The following is a 13,803-nucleotide window of genomic DNA, read 5'->3' as shown; positions in this document are numbered from 1 at the left end:
TGATGCCGACCCCGATCGTCGTCTCCGATGTCGCCAAGAATTTCACCATGCATCTGCGTGGCGGGACCCTGATCCCGGTGGTGGAATACGTGAATCTTTCGCTGAAGGCGGGGCAGTGCACCGTGCTTGGCGGACCGTCCGGCGCGGGCAAGAGCTCCATCCTGAAGATGCTTTACGGCAACTATGCCGTTGGCGAGGGTCAGATACTGGTCAACCACAATGGCGACTATGTCGATCTCGCAACCGCGGACCCGCGCACGGTTCTTGCGATCCGGCGCGAAACGATCGGTTATGTCAGCCAGTTCCTGCGTGTCGTGCCCCGTGTTTCGGCGCTCGATGTGGCCGGCGAGCCGCTTGTGCTGCGCGGCACATCGCCAGAGGCGGCGCGCGAACGCGCCGCGGAACTGTTTGCGCGGCTGAACCTGCCCGAGACGCTCTGGGAATTGCCGCCGGCAACCTTTTCCGGGGGCGAGCAGCAGCGGGTCAACATTGCGCGCGGTTTCATCACCGGTCATCCGGTGCTACTTCTCGACGAGCCGACGGCTTCTCTCGATGCGAATAACCGCGCGGTGGTGGTGGAGATGATCGCCGAGAAGAAGAAGGCCGGTGTCGCGCTGCTCGGGATATTCCACGATCAGGATGTGCGCGAGGCGGTCGCCGACGCGATTATCGACGTGACGCGATTTGCTACGCCGAAGACGGCCTGAGGCGGTCATGCGCAAGACGCTCGGCATTGAACCGTTCATCCACCCGACCGCCAGCGTCAGCAACACGACACTCGGGCGATACACCGAAATCGACGAGCGCTGCATCGTCGCCGAATGCGAGATCGGTGACTATTCCTACCTGATACGGGAAACTGAGGCGTGGTGCGCGATCATCGGAAAATTCGCCAACATCGCCAGCCATGTGCGGATCAACGCGACCAATCATCCGACCTGGCGGGCGACCCAGCATCACTTCGTCTACAGGGCAGGCGACTATTTCGATGACGCCGAAAACGAGGAAGAGTTCTTCGACTGGCGCCGCAGCAACCGGGTGGTGATCGGCCACGACACCTGGATCGGCCACGGTGCGACGATCCTGCCGGGCGTGACGGTCGGCAATGGCGCGGCCATCGGCGCGGGCGCTGTGGTGAGCAGGGATGTTGCGCCCTATATGATCGTCGCAGGTGTGCCCGCTAAACCGATCCGCGAACGCTTTCCGGAATCGATTGCCGAAGGCCTCCAGGCGCTTTGCTGGTGGGATTGGGAGCATGCGGATTTGCGCGCCGCCCTGGACGATTTCCGGGCGCTTGGCATCGAAGCTTTCGTCGAAAAACACAAGTCGTTCTAGAGCGCTAGCCGATAAGCTTCATCGATCATGTCAGTTTGTTGGCCGTGCGGTGCGCGAACTGGTACGCTGAAAACCCTTGCTTTGCCGGTAAAACGGGCAATTTTCCGGCCGTCCATGGCGCTTTGGAAGGTGTCACAAAACCGATACGGAACTGACATCAACCGGTGATGGAAGCCGCATAGACCCCGACTTGGCTCATAAAGCTTGGGGATGTGGATGCTCGACATTTCGAACGTGACCCGCCGTTTCGGTTCAACAACTGCTGTCAAATCGGTCGATCTGACAATACCCGCCGGGCAGATGGTTGGCGTCATCGGCGCTTCGGGCGCGGGGAAGTCGACGCTTCTTCGGATGATCAACCGCCTAGTCGTTCCTTCTGAAGGCTCAATCCTTTTCAACGACACCAAGGTGTCGTCGCTTAGCGGGCAGGCGTTGCGCAACTGGCAGCGCGATTGCGCGATGATCTTTCAGCAATTCAACCTCGTGCCGCGTCTCGACGTTTTGACCAATGTCCTGCTTGGCAGGCTCAATCACCGATCGACGGTCTCCAGCGTGCTGAACCTGTTCACCCGCGAAGAGCGTGCGATGGCGATTGCGGCGCTCGAGCGGCTCGATATCTCGCGTACCGCCCTGCAGCGTGCCGGGACGCTTTCAGGCGGCCAGCAGCAACGTGTGGCGATCGCCCGTGCTCTGATGCAGGAGCCGAAAGTCATTCTCGCCGATGAGCCGATCGCCTCGCTCGATCCGCGCAACGCGCAGGTGGTCATGCAGTCGCTTCGGGACATCAATCAGAGCGATGGCATCACGGTCATTACCAATCTCCACACACTCGATACGGCCCGGACGTATTGTGAACGGATTATCGGCATGGCCGCCGGGGAAGTGGTTTTCGACGGCGGGCCCGATGACCTGACCGAAGCTGCCGCACGGCGCATCTATGGCGCCGACGGCCTCGAAGAAGCGTTTTCCGAGTCTGTCACGTTCACGAGTTTCGCCGCCGGAAAACCCAAGGTCAGGCCAACGGCTCCACCCGAGATCGCCATCGCCATCGCCGGAGCCTGAGGTCTTTACGAAACTCCGCGCGATGTCGGTCGCGTTGCGCGGATGCGATTTGAGCGATCAAACCAAAAACGGGGAAACATCCCGAACACAGGAGAGACGAAATGTTCAAGAAAGTTCTACTGACGACGGTCGCTTTGGCCGCCGTAGCAGCTGGCTCTATTTCCGCGCAGGCCCAAGACATTTTCCGCATCGGTATCCTTGGCGGCGAAAACGAAGCTGACCGTCTTCGCAATAACCAGTGCCTGGTCGACCTGCTTCCCGCCGCAATCGGCGTCAAAGAAGTCAAGCTGTTCCCGGCCGCCGACTATGACGGCGTCATCCAGGGCCTTCTCGGCGGCACGCTCGATTATGCCGAACTCGGCGCATCCGGATACGCCAAGGTCTATCTGACCGATCCCGGAGCGGTCGATCCCGTCCTGACGACTGTGCAGGTCGACGGCGCGACCGGCTATTATTCGATCATGCTCGTCCGTAGGGATTCGGGCATCGAAACGATCGATGACATGAAAGGCAAAAAGCTCGGCTTTGCCGATCCGGACTCCACGTCAGGTTTCCTCGTGCCTTCGGTAGCGCTGCCGGCGCAACTCGGCATGCCGATCGATGAATATTTCGGCGAAACCGGATTTGGCGGCGGCCACGAAAACACCGTTCTTGAAATGTTAAAGGGCACATTCGACGGCGCCGTGACATGGTCGTCCGGCGTCGGCGAGTACTCCGACGGCTACACGTCCGGCAACATCCGCAAAATGGTCGAGAAGGGCTTGCTCGACATGGACGAAGTCAACGAAGTGTGGCGTTCGCCGCTGATCCCGAACGGGCCGATCGTGGTTTCGAACGAGCTCGATCAGAGCATCCGCGCCAAGTTCGTGGAGTTCATGAAAGCGATGCCCGAACAACACCCGGATTGCTTCGCGTCCATCCAGGGCGGAGAGTACAAGAGCTTCACCGATGTCGATCATTCGTTCTACGAGACGATCGTCGCCGCCCGAAAAGCCAAGATAGGCTCGTAAGTATTCAGCCTTTCACCTGCGCCGCGGGCATGATCCGCGGCGCATTTTACCGGATTGACCCGAAAGAATTCCGATGGCCGTGACACATGCAGCCGGGTCTGACGCCAACCCATCAGGCGGGCGGTACGACGTGGAACGCCATTGGCGTCAGTTGAACAATACCCGCCGGCTCTACACGATCCTGGGATTGATCGGGCTTGCGTTCGCGTTGACGGCGTCGCTGTGGTTTGCCAACGAGACCAATGCCGGCAAGTTCATCGACCGCCTGCCGCATCTGTTCGACTTCGTCGGCGACATGATACCGCGTGATGCCTTCGAGCTCTGGCGCGCGCTTTTCGATCTTGAAAGCCCCTATTACGACGGCAGCTTCCAGTACGATTATCCGGTCGGGCGAGTATACATTTGGGGGGCGTTCTACGTACCCGAATATCTATACAAGATGATGGAAACGCTGAACATTGCGGTGCTCGCGACGTTTGTCGGGTTCAGCTTCGGCTTCATGCTCTGCTTCCTCGCCGCCAAGAACCTGACCAGATCACGGTGGCTCCGCTTTGCGGTACGCCGCTTCATGGAAGTCCTGCGGGCGTTTCCGGAGATCGTGATTGCCGGCTTTTTCCTCGCCATCTTTTCGCTTGGCCCGATCCCCGCGATCATCGCGGTGGCGATCCACTCCATCGGCGCACTCGGCAAGATGTATTTCGAAGTCGTCGAGAACGCCGACATGAAACCCGACGAGGGATTGCGGGCCGCCGGCGGAAACTGGATCGAGCGCGTGTGGTTTGGGATTGTCCCGCAGGTCATGCCGAATTTCATCAGCTATTTCCTGCTGCGTCTGGAAATCAACGTGCGCGCCTCTACCATCATCGGCGCGGTCGGTGGTGGCGGGATCGGAGAGACGCTCCGCCTGTCGATCAGTCGCGGTCATGAGGCCAAGACGCTTGCCATCATCCTCCTGCTGTTTGTGACGATCATCTGCGTGGACCAGTTCTCGGCTTGGCTGCGTAAACGGATCGTCGGCAATCAAGCATTCGAATTCGGACCCTGATCATGACAACGCTGGCCGCTGCTCAGATCGACGATATAGAACGCCGCCATCCGGACGTCTTTCACCAGCCGCTGGTAAAGCGTTTTGCGGCGCCGTTGGGTATGATCTGCTTGGCGCTTTATACAATCTATGTCTGGTGGTTCTTCTCGATTGGCACGGTCGTCGCCAACGGGAATTGGAATCTGGCGGGAAACTATCTCGCCGATTGGGTCTCCTACGAAGTACGCCCGGATATTGAATACGAATCCGGGGATATCGAGATCAAGTTTCCGCGGTTCTCGCCGTTGGGCGACGACCCTCATCCGGATTGGATCGAGACGCGAACCGGATCCGTGACGGTGGCGGCCGATGCGCCGCGCAACGATCCGAGCAAGGCTGCGTCAGACGGCTCCTTCATGTCGCCCGCTTCGTCTGCCACCAGGACGGGGGATGGCGAATTTTCCGACATGTCGTCCAATTCGTCAGCGACTAGCACGGAAATAGCGGTGAAAAAAAACGTCTTCGAACCGCAATCCGTGACCGAAACGCGGAACGGGATTACTTCGGCCATTGTCATGTACCGGGGCGGTACGCGGCTGGAGGTGGCGGCGGACGAGGTCAGCGTGACGCGTGGCGGCGAAACTCTCGTTCTCAGGATCGACCGCACAAACGAAAACGTTACGCCGCAGGGCGAACTTCCACGCTGGGCGGTTCAGAAAGGCGAGGGTCTGAAGGTCTTCACCTATTTCGGTTTCGCCGGGCGTGCGGAGGTGAAATGGAACGAAGTGAAAGTCTATCGCCGGTTCCTCGGCTGGGAGAATTTCTGGTTCGACACCAACTCGCCCTTTTGGGGAAAGTCGTCCCCGCAAGTGGTGGCGCTAGCGCTTTCCGGCGAACGCGTCGATCTCGACCGGGCGAACATCGCGGTAATGTGGGACAACATCGTCAACAATGCCGAGTGGCAGCACGGCGATGTCTGGATCAAACTTCTGCAAACCATCGTGATGGCCTTCGTCGGAACGCTTTTCGCGGTTTTAATCGCCTTTCCGCTGTCTTTTGTAGCGGCGCGCAATGTCACCCCGAACCGGTTTCTGAACCAGGTGCTGAAGCGTGTCTTCGACTTCCTCAGGTCCGTCGACATGCTAATCTGGGCTCTATTCTTCACCCGCGCCTTCGGGCCGGGACCGCTCGCAGGGATATCGGCGATCTTCTTCACCGACGCCGGTACGTTCGGCAAACTCTATTCCGAAACGCTCGAGAACATCGACGACAAGCAGCGCGAGGGTGTGCGATCCGTCGGCGCGTCGCCGGCTGCGGTTCAGAGGTTCGGCGTCGTGCCGCAGGTCTTGCCGGTGTTCATCTCTCAAGCTCTCTATTTTTGGGAATCGAACACCCGCTCGGCGACGATCATAGGCGCAGTCGGGGCAGGCGGAATAGGCCTGAAATTGTGGGAAGCGATGCGCACCAATGCGGACTGGGAGAATGTCGCCTATATGGTGTCTCTGATCCTCGTTGTGGTCTTTGTTTTCGACAATATCTCGAATGCGCTCAGAAGCAGGCTGACGGGCGATACCTGACAGGTTGATTGGTCAAAGCGCGAGCCTGGAGCCGACTCCCTCCCTTCCGCTTTAATAACCGGCAAGAAGTACAGCACGATGTCCAAGGAACTCATTCTCAGAAACGCGCGGCTTGTCCTGGAGGATGAAATCGTGGACGCCTCGCTTCTCGTGAGGGATGGGCGCATCGCCGCAATTGACGAGTCCGGATCCGCGCTTGGAGAGGACATGGGAGGCGATTACGTGATCCCGGGCCTCGTCGAGCTTCATACCGATCATCTCGAGCCCCATTATTCTCCACGACCTGGTGTACGCTGGAACGGTATCGCCGCGCTGCAGGCGCATGATGCGCAAATAGCCGCGTCCGGCATTACAACGGTATTCGATTGTCTGCGGATGGGTTCCGACGAGGACGGCGGTTTTGCGAAGGGCGAGATGCGCGCGATTGCCGATGGGCTTGAACTGGCGCAGCGTGATGACCGGCTGCGCGCCGAGCATTTCATCCATTTGCGCTGCGAGGTTTCCTCCGCCGATGTCCTTGAGCATTTCGACGATTTTCGCTCCGATCCCCAAGTGCGACTGGCATCGCTAATGGATCACGCACCCGGCCAACGGCAATTTCAGACGATGGAGCAGTACGTGCTCTACTACAAGGAAAAGCGTGGACTGAGCGACGAACAATTCAATGACTTCGTCAAGCGGCGGCGCCATGCTTCTCAAACCCATTCCGCGCCTCACAGAAAGGCGATCGCCGCAGCGTGTCACGAACGGGATATCACGATCGCCAGCCATGACGATGCCACCGCCGCCCATGTCGAGGAGGCAAAGGCCTTCGGCGTGCGTCTGGCGGAATTCCCGACAAGCATGGAGGCCGCACACGCATCGCATGCCGCCGGAATGTCCGTGCTGATGGGGGCGCCCAACATCGTGCGTGGAATGTCGCATTCGGGAAACATCTCGGCGCGCGACCTCGTCGCGGCCAGAGTGCTGGACGTCCTCTCCTCCGACTATGTGCCGTTCAGCCTGATTTATGCGCCGTTCGTGCTGAGCGATGGCAACGATGAATTCACTCTGCCGGATGCGATCAAGCTGGTAACGTCTACGCCCGCCCGAACGGTCGGATTGAAGGATCGCGGCCGTATCGCCGAAGGTCTTCGGGGCGACTTGGTTCGCGTGCGCCGAGATTCCGATGTACCGGTTGTCCGGTCGGTATGGCGCGAGGGACGGCGTGTCGCTTAACGGTTCGAGGCGAATGAATGTTGTTTCGGAGGTGACGGAGGCCGGCTCGCGCGGCCTTCTGCTAGCGGTGATCGGCCCAAGCGGTTCCGGAAAGGATACGCTTATCCGGCTTGCGCGGGAGGCGTTTTCCGGCGACGCCAAGGTCTTGTTCGTGCGCAGAACGGTCACGCGCGAAGCCGACAGGGGCGCGGAAGACCACGATACGCTGACGCCGGCGGATTTCGGCGAGGTCGAGCGAAACGGCGAATTTGCGGTGACCTGGGATGCGCATGGGCTGCGCTACGGTTTACCGTCTGGGGCGCTCTCGTTTGTGAATGCCGGCGGTATAGCGGTGGCAAACTGCTCCCGCAGGGCAATGGCAACAGTCATGGCTGTTTTTCCGCAAGTCCGGCTTATCCGGCTTCACGCAGATGCTGAAATCCTAGCGCGGCGGCTCGCGAATCGCGGGCGCGAGCCGCTGGAAGAGATTCGCGCGCGAGTATCGCGAACGGTGGAAGAGACGGAGGCTTTGGAGAAGGTGGTTTTGATCGACAATAGCGGCCCTCTGGAGGATGCAGCAGAAGCTTTTATCGACGTCATTGCTGCGGCCAGGCGGGACATCGACCGTTTATGTGGGTCCAGCTAGTTCCGTATGGTTGGCGACTTGCAAACCGGGGCGCAAACATCCTCTAAGGCCGCAGCCGGCAAGCTCCGGTATTTGCCATTTTTGCATTGCGCATGGCCTCGAACCGGCATGGTTTCCTGCCAGATGTCATCGTCTTGGTACCGGCCACGTTGAAAACCTCTGGGATTTTTGAACAGGGAAGAAATGGGCATGAACCATAAAACCGAGTTCTGGTCCCCATGACCGCGCTTGCGGCGGCGGCCTTGGGTGGCGCGATTCCGGGTGCCGCCAATGGCGGCGCGGTGTTCAATTGTATCGGCGCGCTGTCCGGTCAATCTCAATATACCGGTGGGGTCGGATCCCGCATCCCAAAGCTCGGGCGAGATCATCGCGGCGACCGAAGACGGCATGATGCTTATCTAATTCGACAGCCCGTTGGGCGGGATTGGAATGATCGACATCTCGGATCCAGCGAATCCGGCGCCAGACGGCTTCATTCCGCTTGAACCCAAGGGTGCCGGCTGAGTCGGCCTGTCGGAGATCACGGCCCATGGCGGTCACGTTTACATCGTCGAGCGCGACAGGATCGACCGATTTGACAACCCGCCAAGCTTTACCGAAAGCGACCTGACGGATTGCAGTGTATTCACGCCTCCACCCGTCAGCCGGATCTCATCCGCTCGCCATTTCACAGAGGCTGTTACTTTCGTGGGAACCGGCAAAGGAATTTTCCTGCCGGTGCGGATCGGCGTATTCTCATGCGGCATCTTCCCGTACGAAATGGCCTGGTGCTGCCTCGAACAGCACGGTCCCGGCCCGGGGAACGGGCGCGGACGGGGCCGCCGGATTCGCATGACCGAGGCGCCGCCGCCGCGCTGGATCGGGCCTCGGCACCGAGGCGAGCAATTGCCTCGTGTAGGGATGGCGGGGATCGTTGAGGATCGACTGGGCCGGGCCGGTCTCGACGATCTCGCCGGCATACATGACCGCGATGCGCTGGCTGACCCGCTCGACGACGGCGATGTCGTGCGAGATGAACAGAAAGGAGACCTGCTCGCGCTGCTGCAGTTCCAGCATCAGGTCGGTGACCTGCCGCGCGATCGACACGTCAAGCGCGGAGACCGGCTCGTCGGCGACGATCAGTTTCGGCTTCACCGACATGGCGCGGGCAATGCAGAGTCGCTGGCGCTGACCGCCGGAAAACTGGTGCGCGAAACGGTCGATAACGTCTTCCTCGAGGCCGACGCTGCGAACCAGTTCGGCGGCCAGTTCACGCTGGTCACACGACGAGACGAGATTGTGGATTCGCGCCGGCTCAGTGACGAGTTCATGCACAGCAAGGCGGGGATTAAGGCTGGCATAGGGGTCCTGAAACACCATCTGCGCATGACGGCGCAGGCCGCGCAGACCCTCGCGGCCGAGATTCGTCACGTCGTTTCCGTCCAGCGCTATGGTGCCGCTGGCTGGCTCGATAAGGCGGAGGACCGAGCGCGCCAGCGTCGATTTCCCGCAGCCGGATTCGCCGACCAGTCCCAGCGTTTCGCCCTTGCCGAGCACCAGCGAGACATTCTTTACGGCGTCGACGGTCGCGCCGTGGCCGGAGAACATCCGGCCGCGCATCTTGAAGCGGGTAGTCATTCCGCTGACTTCCAGAATATTGCCGCGCGGCGGCGGCGCGGCGGGCGAACCGGAGCCCAGTTTCGGGGTCGCCGCCATCAGTTGCCGCGAATAGGCGGCCTTCGGCGCGGCGAATAGCGTCTCGACATTGGCGTCCTCGACCTTGCGGCCGTGGCGCAGCACCACGACGCGGTCGGCTATTTCGGCCACCACTCCCATGTCGTGGGTGATAAACAGCACAGCCATGCCGATTTCGGCCTGCAGGTCGCGGAGCAGGTCGAGGATTTCCGCTTGGGTCGTCACGTCCAGCGCGGTCGAGGGTTCGTCCGCGATAAGGAGTTTCGGACGGCAGGCGAGCGCCATGGCGATCATCACACGCTGGCGTAGACCGCCGGACAATTCGTGCGGGTATTGCTCCACCCGTCGCGCGGCTTCTGGTATCCGGACGCTATCGAGCGCTTGGCGTGATGCGTCATAGGCCTCACGCTTGGTCATGTTCCGATGGCGGATGAAGACTTCCGACATCTGGTCGCCGATCGTCAGGACCGGATTGAGCGATGTCATAGGCTCTTGGAAAACCATCGAGATGCGGTTTCCACGCAGCCGTTGGAGCCCTTGCTCGTCGAGCGCGGTGATGTCGACGGTGCCGTCGCCGTCATTGAGCATGATCGAACCACCGGTGATCGTGCCGCCCTCGCGCTCGATCAGCCGCAGGATGGACAGCGCGGTCGCCGATTTGCCCGAGCCGGATTCGCCGACCAACGCGAGCGTCCGGCGCGCGGGGACATCGAAGGAGAGGTCAGAGACCGCCTCGTTGGAGCCGAAGGCGACGTGGAGGTTTTTCACCGAGAGCAGGTCACTCATTGCGCAACCGTCCTGATCCGGTCGGCGATTTCGGGATGATCCGTAAAAACCGGCATCGGCGGCGTCCAGCGATTTGCGTGTGGGGTGAAGCCGTGGGTGATCGGGTCGCGGCCTCCGACGCGCCAGTTCACGTTGCCGTCGAGTTCGAGCATGCCCATCGCGCCGGCCGGTTCGCCTTGCGTGGTGAAGCTCTCCGTCAACGATTGCTGCGTCAGGTGGGTGATGCCGTCGACGGTGGTGACGGTGTTCCAATGGACATGGCCGGCGAGGCAGACAACGGGGACGCGCGCCTGGGCGATCGCCGCGCGGGCGCGATCCGCCATCGGATAGGTCGAGCTGACGGGGTTGCGCTCGAAATAGTAGTTCCCGGTCTGCGCATGGCCGGAGATCGGCACATGACTGACGACCAGCAGGGGGCGGTCGGCGGCCTGCGCGGTGCGCGACAGCCAGAGCAAATCGGCCTCGTGCAGCACGAAACCGTTGTGGTCGGGTCCGCGGCTGATTTTCGTGTCCGCGCGCCACAGGGCGATCCGCCATCCTTCGATGTCGAATGTCACGGACTGCATGGATTGGCCTAGAATGGCCTCGTTGTCGGCGACCTCGAGATGGTCGCGATCGTGATTGCCGTTGATGTGGTGGAGCGGCGCGCCGAGCGGTCGGAAGGCTTCGGCGACTTCCTTTTCGAGAACGAGATCGGTCTGGCGGTCCATGTCGGAGATGCGGTCGCCGAGATCGAGGATGAAGTCAGGTTTGGCGTCGCGGGAAAAGCGGGAGAATTCCTCCATCAGCGGGAGCGCGGTGTCACCGCGTTTGGTGGCAGATGGCTTGCCGTGATGGATATCGGCGATGACGCAAATGCGGACAGGCATGGAAACGGTTCCCGTGAGTGACAATGGCGGAAGAAGGGGTGCCGCCGGACAAGCCGGCGGCGGCGGATAATGTGCGCGTCAGTTCGTCGCGAAGGAAATCGATCCGGCGCGGAAGTCCAGAACGTAGGGAATGTTGCCGGGTTTTGGCGACCAGTTGACGTTCTTGTTCATCGCCCAGGATTCGAACGGACGGTAAAGCGGCAGAACCGGAGGATCCGCCTTGATGCGGTCCATCAGTTCGGCATAGGCCGCTTTGCGGGCCTCGACGTTCTTGGAGAAGCGGAAGCGCTCCCAGGTCTTGGCGTATGCCTCGTCGGTGTTGAAACGGCCTTCCGATTCGGATGGGCCATGGGGCGCCCACATTACGCCGAACGAACCGAACGGGTCGGCGAAGTACATCGGGTTCGACCAGTTGCGCACCATGAGATCGGGGGAATTGCCGCTCCACTTGTCGCTGACCTGCACTTTGCCCTTGACGCCGACGGCGGCCCACATCTCCGTGATGGCCTGGGCAGCGAGAAGACCGTTGGTGTAGTAGACCGGGTCGGTGTCGAAGGTGACCTCGAAACCGTCATAACCGGCTTCCATGAGCAATTGCTTCGCCTTTTCCGGATTGTATTCGAAGGTCTTCAGTTGCGGCATGTAAAGCGCGCCGAATTCCTTCAGTGTGTGGGTTGACGGCACAATGGCCTTCCCCAGCCAAAGGGCATCGTTGAGCGTGTCGCGGTCGACGGCGAGGCTCAGCGCCTGACGGATGCGCGGATCCTTGAGCTTCGGATGGTTCACATTCATGATCATCACGTGGAAGAGGGCGGTCGGTGCGCTGACGGCCTTCAGGGTGGGGTCGGATTCGATCAGCGACAACTGATCGGGAGCGACGTTGGTGATCAGGTCGGCCTCGCCGGTTTTCAGCGCGGTGATGCGCGACGCCGTCTCGGGCATGCGCTTGACCGTTGCCTTGTCGAGCGGGGCCTTTTCGCCCCAGAAACCGTCGAAACGCTCCCAAACGACACGTTCGCCCGGTACGAATTCAGTGACCTTGTAGGGGCCGGTTCCAACCGGTTTCAGGGAGAACGCCTCGTAGTCGTCATCCTCGGCGACCTTCGGATCGCCGGTCAGGCCCTTGGTGTATTCTTCCGGAATGATCATGACCTGCTGCAGGTTGAGGAGCGTTTCCCACAGAGGCTCCTCGCGGGCGACGCGGATGCGGATGGTATAGTCGTCGACCTTCTCGGCTGCCTTGAAGTTTTCGAGACGGTCCCGGGCGCGGACCTTGTAGGGTGTGAAGGTCGCCTGATACATGCGGTTGAGCGAGAAGACGACGTCATCGGCTGTCATGTCCTCGCCATTGTGGAACCTCACGCCCTGGCGCAACTTCAGCTCCATGACCGTCGGCTCGATCAGCTTCCATTCGGTCGCCAGGCCCGGCAACCATTTGGTTTCGGTCGTGTCGTGGTCCTTTTCGACGAGCGTGTCGAATGTGTTGTAGTAGAACTGCGAGCCGACGTTGGAATGGTCGCGACCCGGATCAAGATAGGTCGACACATTGGCCGCGCCGATGGTGAGTTCGGTAGCGAATACCGGACCGGCGAGAATGGTCGCAATTGCAGTCGTTGCGAGAAGCCTTTTCATGTCATGCCTCCATAAGTGTTGTTGACGTTACTGTTTGCAGTTCGGGCCTTTGCGGCCTCTTCTTGTTGATTGTTTCAGCGATTCCTCAGCCGGACATCGACGCGGTCGCGCAGCCAGTCGCCGAGGATCTGGACAGCGAAGGTCACCAGCAGGATCATTATTGCGGGCGCGATTACGATCCATGGTGCGGTCGGCATGTAGTCGCGCCCGATGCCAACCATCGAGCCGAGCGTGGCGGTCGGCGGCTGGACCCCGATACCGAGGAACGACAGGGTCGATTCCAGCAGCACGATGTTGGAGATGTTCAGGGTGAACTGGACGACCAGCGGGGAGACGATATTCGGTAGGATGTGCCGGAAGGCGATCCGTCCCCCGCTTGCTCCGGCGGCGCGTGCCGCCTCGATGAAAGGCATCTGCATGAGCTTGCGGACTTCGCCGCGCACGATGCGCGCATATTGTTCCCAGCCGTAGACGCCAAGCACCAGCACCATCACCTCAAGGCTGGAGCCGAAAACGGCGAGCATCAGAAGCGCGATCAGCGTGAAGGGGATTGCGATCTGGGCGTCGACCGCGCCCATGATGACGTCGTCGACCAAACCGCCGAGGATGCCGGACACGAGGCCCAATCCGCCGCCGAGCACCAGTCCGATGCAGGCGCCCATGGTGGCCAGCGCCAGCGTCAGTTGAAGACCGTAAAGGCAACGCGCCAGCACGTCGCGCCCGAGTTCATCTGTTCCGAGCAGGTAGCCGTCCCTGAACCGGTCGAAGCCGATCGGCGGGCGCAGCCGGAAGATCAGGCTCTGGGCGGTCGGCTCGTGGGGCGCCACCAACGGCGCGAAGATGGCGATTATCAGCAGTATTGCGGCAATGAGCAGCGCCAGGCGCTGGATCCAGTTGGCTTCGCGCCAGATGCCGCGAAGATTGGCGAGGGCACCGTGTCCGGGCTTGTTCGCCGCGCCGTGGCGGACGGGTAGGGCTGTATCCGACATCG

General features: G+C 60.8%; 12 protein-coding genes. 8 read left to right on the top strand and 4 right to left on the bottom strand.

Annotated features, from left to right (window positions below):
* Positions 1–2 precede the first annotated feature (2 nt).
* The 8 genes from phnL (at position 3) to phnN (ending at position 7,851) form a co-directional block, all read left to right on the top strand.
* A complete protein-coding gene (gene phnL, locus LC298_RS15245; protein WP_131569855.1) occupies positions 3–707 on the top strand; it encodes a phosphonate C-P lyase system protein PhnL in 705 nt (234 codons plus the stop codon).
* A gap of 7 nt (positions 708–714) precedes the next feature.
* Positions 715–1,335: a DapH/DapD/GlmU-related protein gene (locus LC298_RS15240; protein WP_131569551.1), complete on the top strand. Its 621-nt coding sequence runs from the start codon at positions 715–717 to the stop codon at positions 1,333–1,335.
* A 216-nt stretch (positions 1,336–1,551) separates the two neighbouring features.
* Positions 1,552–2,397: a phosphonate ABC transporter ATP-binding protein gene (gene phnC / locus LC298_RS15235; RefSeq protein WP_131569553.1), complete on the top strand. Its 846-nt coding sequence runs from the start codon at positions 1,552–1,554 to the stop codon at positions 2,395–2,397.
* A gap of 101 nt (positions 2,398–2,498) precedes the next feature.
* Positions 2,499–3,407 carry a phosphonate ABC transporter substrate-binding protein gene (phnD, locus tag LC298_RS15230; protein WP_131569555.1) on the top strand — a complete coding sequence of 303 codons (909 nt, stop codon included), beginning with the start codon at positions 2,499–2,501 and terminating at the stop codon, positions 3,405–3,407.
* 73 nt (positions 3,408–3,480) lie between these two features.
* Entirely contained in the window at positions 3,481–4,452 is a 972-nt protein-coding gene (phnE, locus tag LC298_RS15225; protein WP_131569557.1) for a phosphonate ABC transporter, permease protein PhnE, read from the top strand.
* A gap of 2 nt (positions 4,453–4,454) precedes the next feature.
* Positions 4,455–6,008 carry a phosphonate ABC transporter, permease protein PhnE gene (gene phnE / locus LC298_RS15220; protein ID WP_131569559.1) on the top strand — a complete coding sequence of 518 codons (1,554 nt, stop codon included), beginning with the start codon at positions 4,455–4,457 and terminating at the stop codon, positions 6,006–6,008.
* Positions 6,009–6,086: 78 nt separating this feature from the next.
* Positions 6,087–7,226: an alpha-D-ribose 1-methylphosphonate 5-triphosphate diphosphatase gene (locus LC298_RS15215; RefSeq protein ID WP_131569561.1), complete on the top strand. Its 1,140-nt coding sequence runs from the start codon at positions 6,087–6,089 to the stop codon at positions 7,224–7,226.
* Between the two features lie 13 nt (positions 7,227–7,239).
* Positions 7,240–7,851: a phosphonate metabolism protein/1,5-bisphosphokinase (PRPP-forming) PhnN gene (gene phnN, locus LC298_RS15210; RefSeq protein WP_158284779.1), complete on the top strand. Its 612-nt coding sequence runs from the start codon at positions 7,240–7,242 to the stop codon at positions 7,849–7,851.
* Between the two features lie 735 nt (positions 7,852–8,586).
* On the opposite strand, the gene LC298_RS15205 is transcribed toward phnN, so the two are convergent.
* From LC298_RS15205 to LC298_RS15190, 4 genes are all read right to left on the bottom strand, one after another.
* Positions 8,587–10,311 carry an ABC transporter ATP-binding protein gene (locus LC298_RS15205; protein ID WP_131569565.1) on the bottom strand — a complete coding sequence of 575 codons (1,725 nt, stop codon included), beginning with the start codon at positions 10,309–10,311 and terminating at the stop codon, positions 8,587–8,589.
* Complete coding sequence (locus LC298_RS15200; RefSeq protein WP_131569566.1) at positions 10,308–11,180, bottom strand: metallophosphoesterase family protein; 873 nt, start codon at positions 11,178–11,180, stop codon at positions 10,308–10,310. Before LC298_RS15200 ends, LC298_RS15205 begins: the two co-directional genes overlap by 4 nt.
* Before the next feature lie 78 nt (positions 11,181–11,258).
* Entirely contained in the window at positions 11,259–12,812 is a 1,554-nt protein-coding gene (locus LC298_RS15195) for an ABC transporter substrate-binding protein (protein ID WP_131569568.1), read from the bottom strand.
* Positions 12,813–12,886: 74 nt separating this feature from the next.
* The gene (locus LC298_RS15190; protein WP_131569570.1) at positions 12,887–13,801 is read right to left on the bottom strand and encodes an ABC transporter permease; all 915 of its coding nucleotides are present in this window, start codon (positions 13,799–13,801) and stop codon (positions 12,887–12,889) included.
* Positions 13,802–13,803: the final 2 nt, after the last annotated feature.

The organism is Oricola cellulosilytica, from assembly GCF_019966575.1.
Classification (GTDB): domain Bacteria; phylum Pseudomonadota; class Alphaproteobacteria; order Rhizobiales; family Rhizobiaceae; genus Oricola; species Oricola cellulosilytica.
This window is presented reverse-complemented; position numbering and strand designations above follow the sequence as displayed.

Excerpts from the sequence above, each read along its gene's own strand:
- LC298_RS15215 (WP_131569561.1), top strand. The coding sequence starts at position 6,087 with ATGTCCAAGGAACTCATTCTCAGAAACGCGCGGCTTGTCCTGGAGGAT.
- LC298_RS15195 (WP_131569568.1), bottom strand. The coding sequence starts at position 12,812 with ATGAAAAGGCTTCTCGCAACGACTGCAATTGCGACCATTCTCGCCGGT.
- LC298_RS15200 (WP_131569566.1), bottom strand. The coding sequence starts at position 11,180 with ATGCCTGTCCGCATTTGCGTCATCGCCGATATCCATCACGGCAAGCCA.
- phnE (WP_131569559.1), top strand. The coding sequence starts at position 4,455 with ATGACAACGCTGGCCGCTGCTCAGATCGACGATATAGAACGCCGCCAT.
- phnL (WP_131569855.1), top strand. The coding sequence starts at position 3 with ATGCCGACCCCGATCGTCGTCTCCGATGTCGCCAAGAATTTCACCATG.
- LC298_RS15240 (WP_131569551.1), top strand. The coding sequence starts at position 715 with ATGCGCAAGACGCTCGGCATTGAACCGTTCATCCACCCGACCGCCAGC.
- LC298_RS15190 (WP_131569570.1), bottom strand. The coding sequence starts at position 13,801 with ATGTCGGATACAGCCCTACCCGTCCGCCACGGCGCGGCGAACAAGCCC.
- phnC (WP_131569553.1), top strand. The coding sequence starts at position 1,552 with ATGCTCGACATTTCGAACGTGACCCGCCGTTTCGGTTCAACAACTGCT.
- phnN (WP_158284779.1), top strand. The coding sequence starts at position 7,240 with ATGAATGTTGTTTCGGAGGTGACGGAGGCCGGCTCGCGCGGCCTTCTG.
- phnE (WP_131569557.1), top strand. The coding sequence starts at position 3,481 with ATGGCCGTGACACATGCAGCCGGGTCTGACGCCAACCCATCAGGCGGG.
- LC298_RS15205 (WP_131569565.1), bottom strand. The coding sequence starts at position 10,311 with ATGAGTGACCTGCTCTCGGTGAAAAACCTCCACGTCGCCTTCGGCTCC.
- phnD (WP_131569555.1), top strand. The coding sequence starts at position 2,499 with ATGTTCAAGAAAGTTCTACTGACGACGGTCGCTTTGGCCGCCGTAGCA.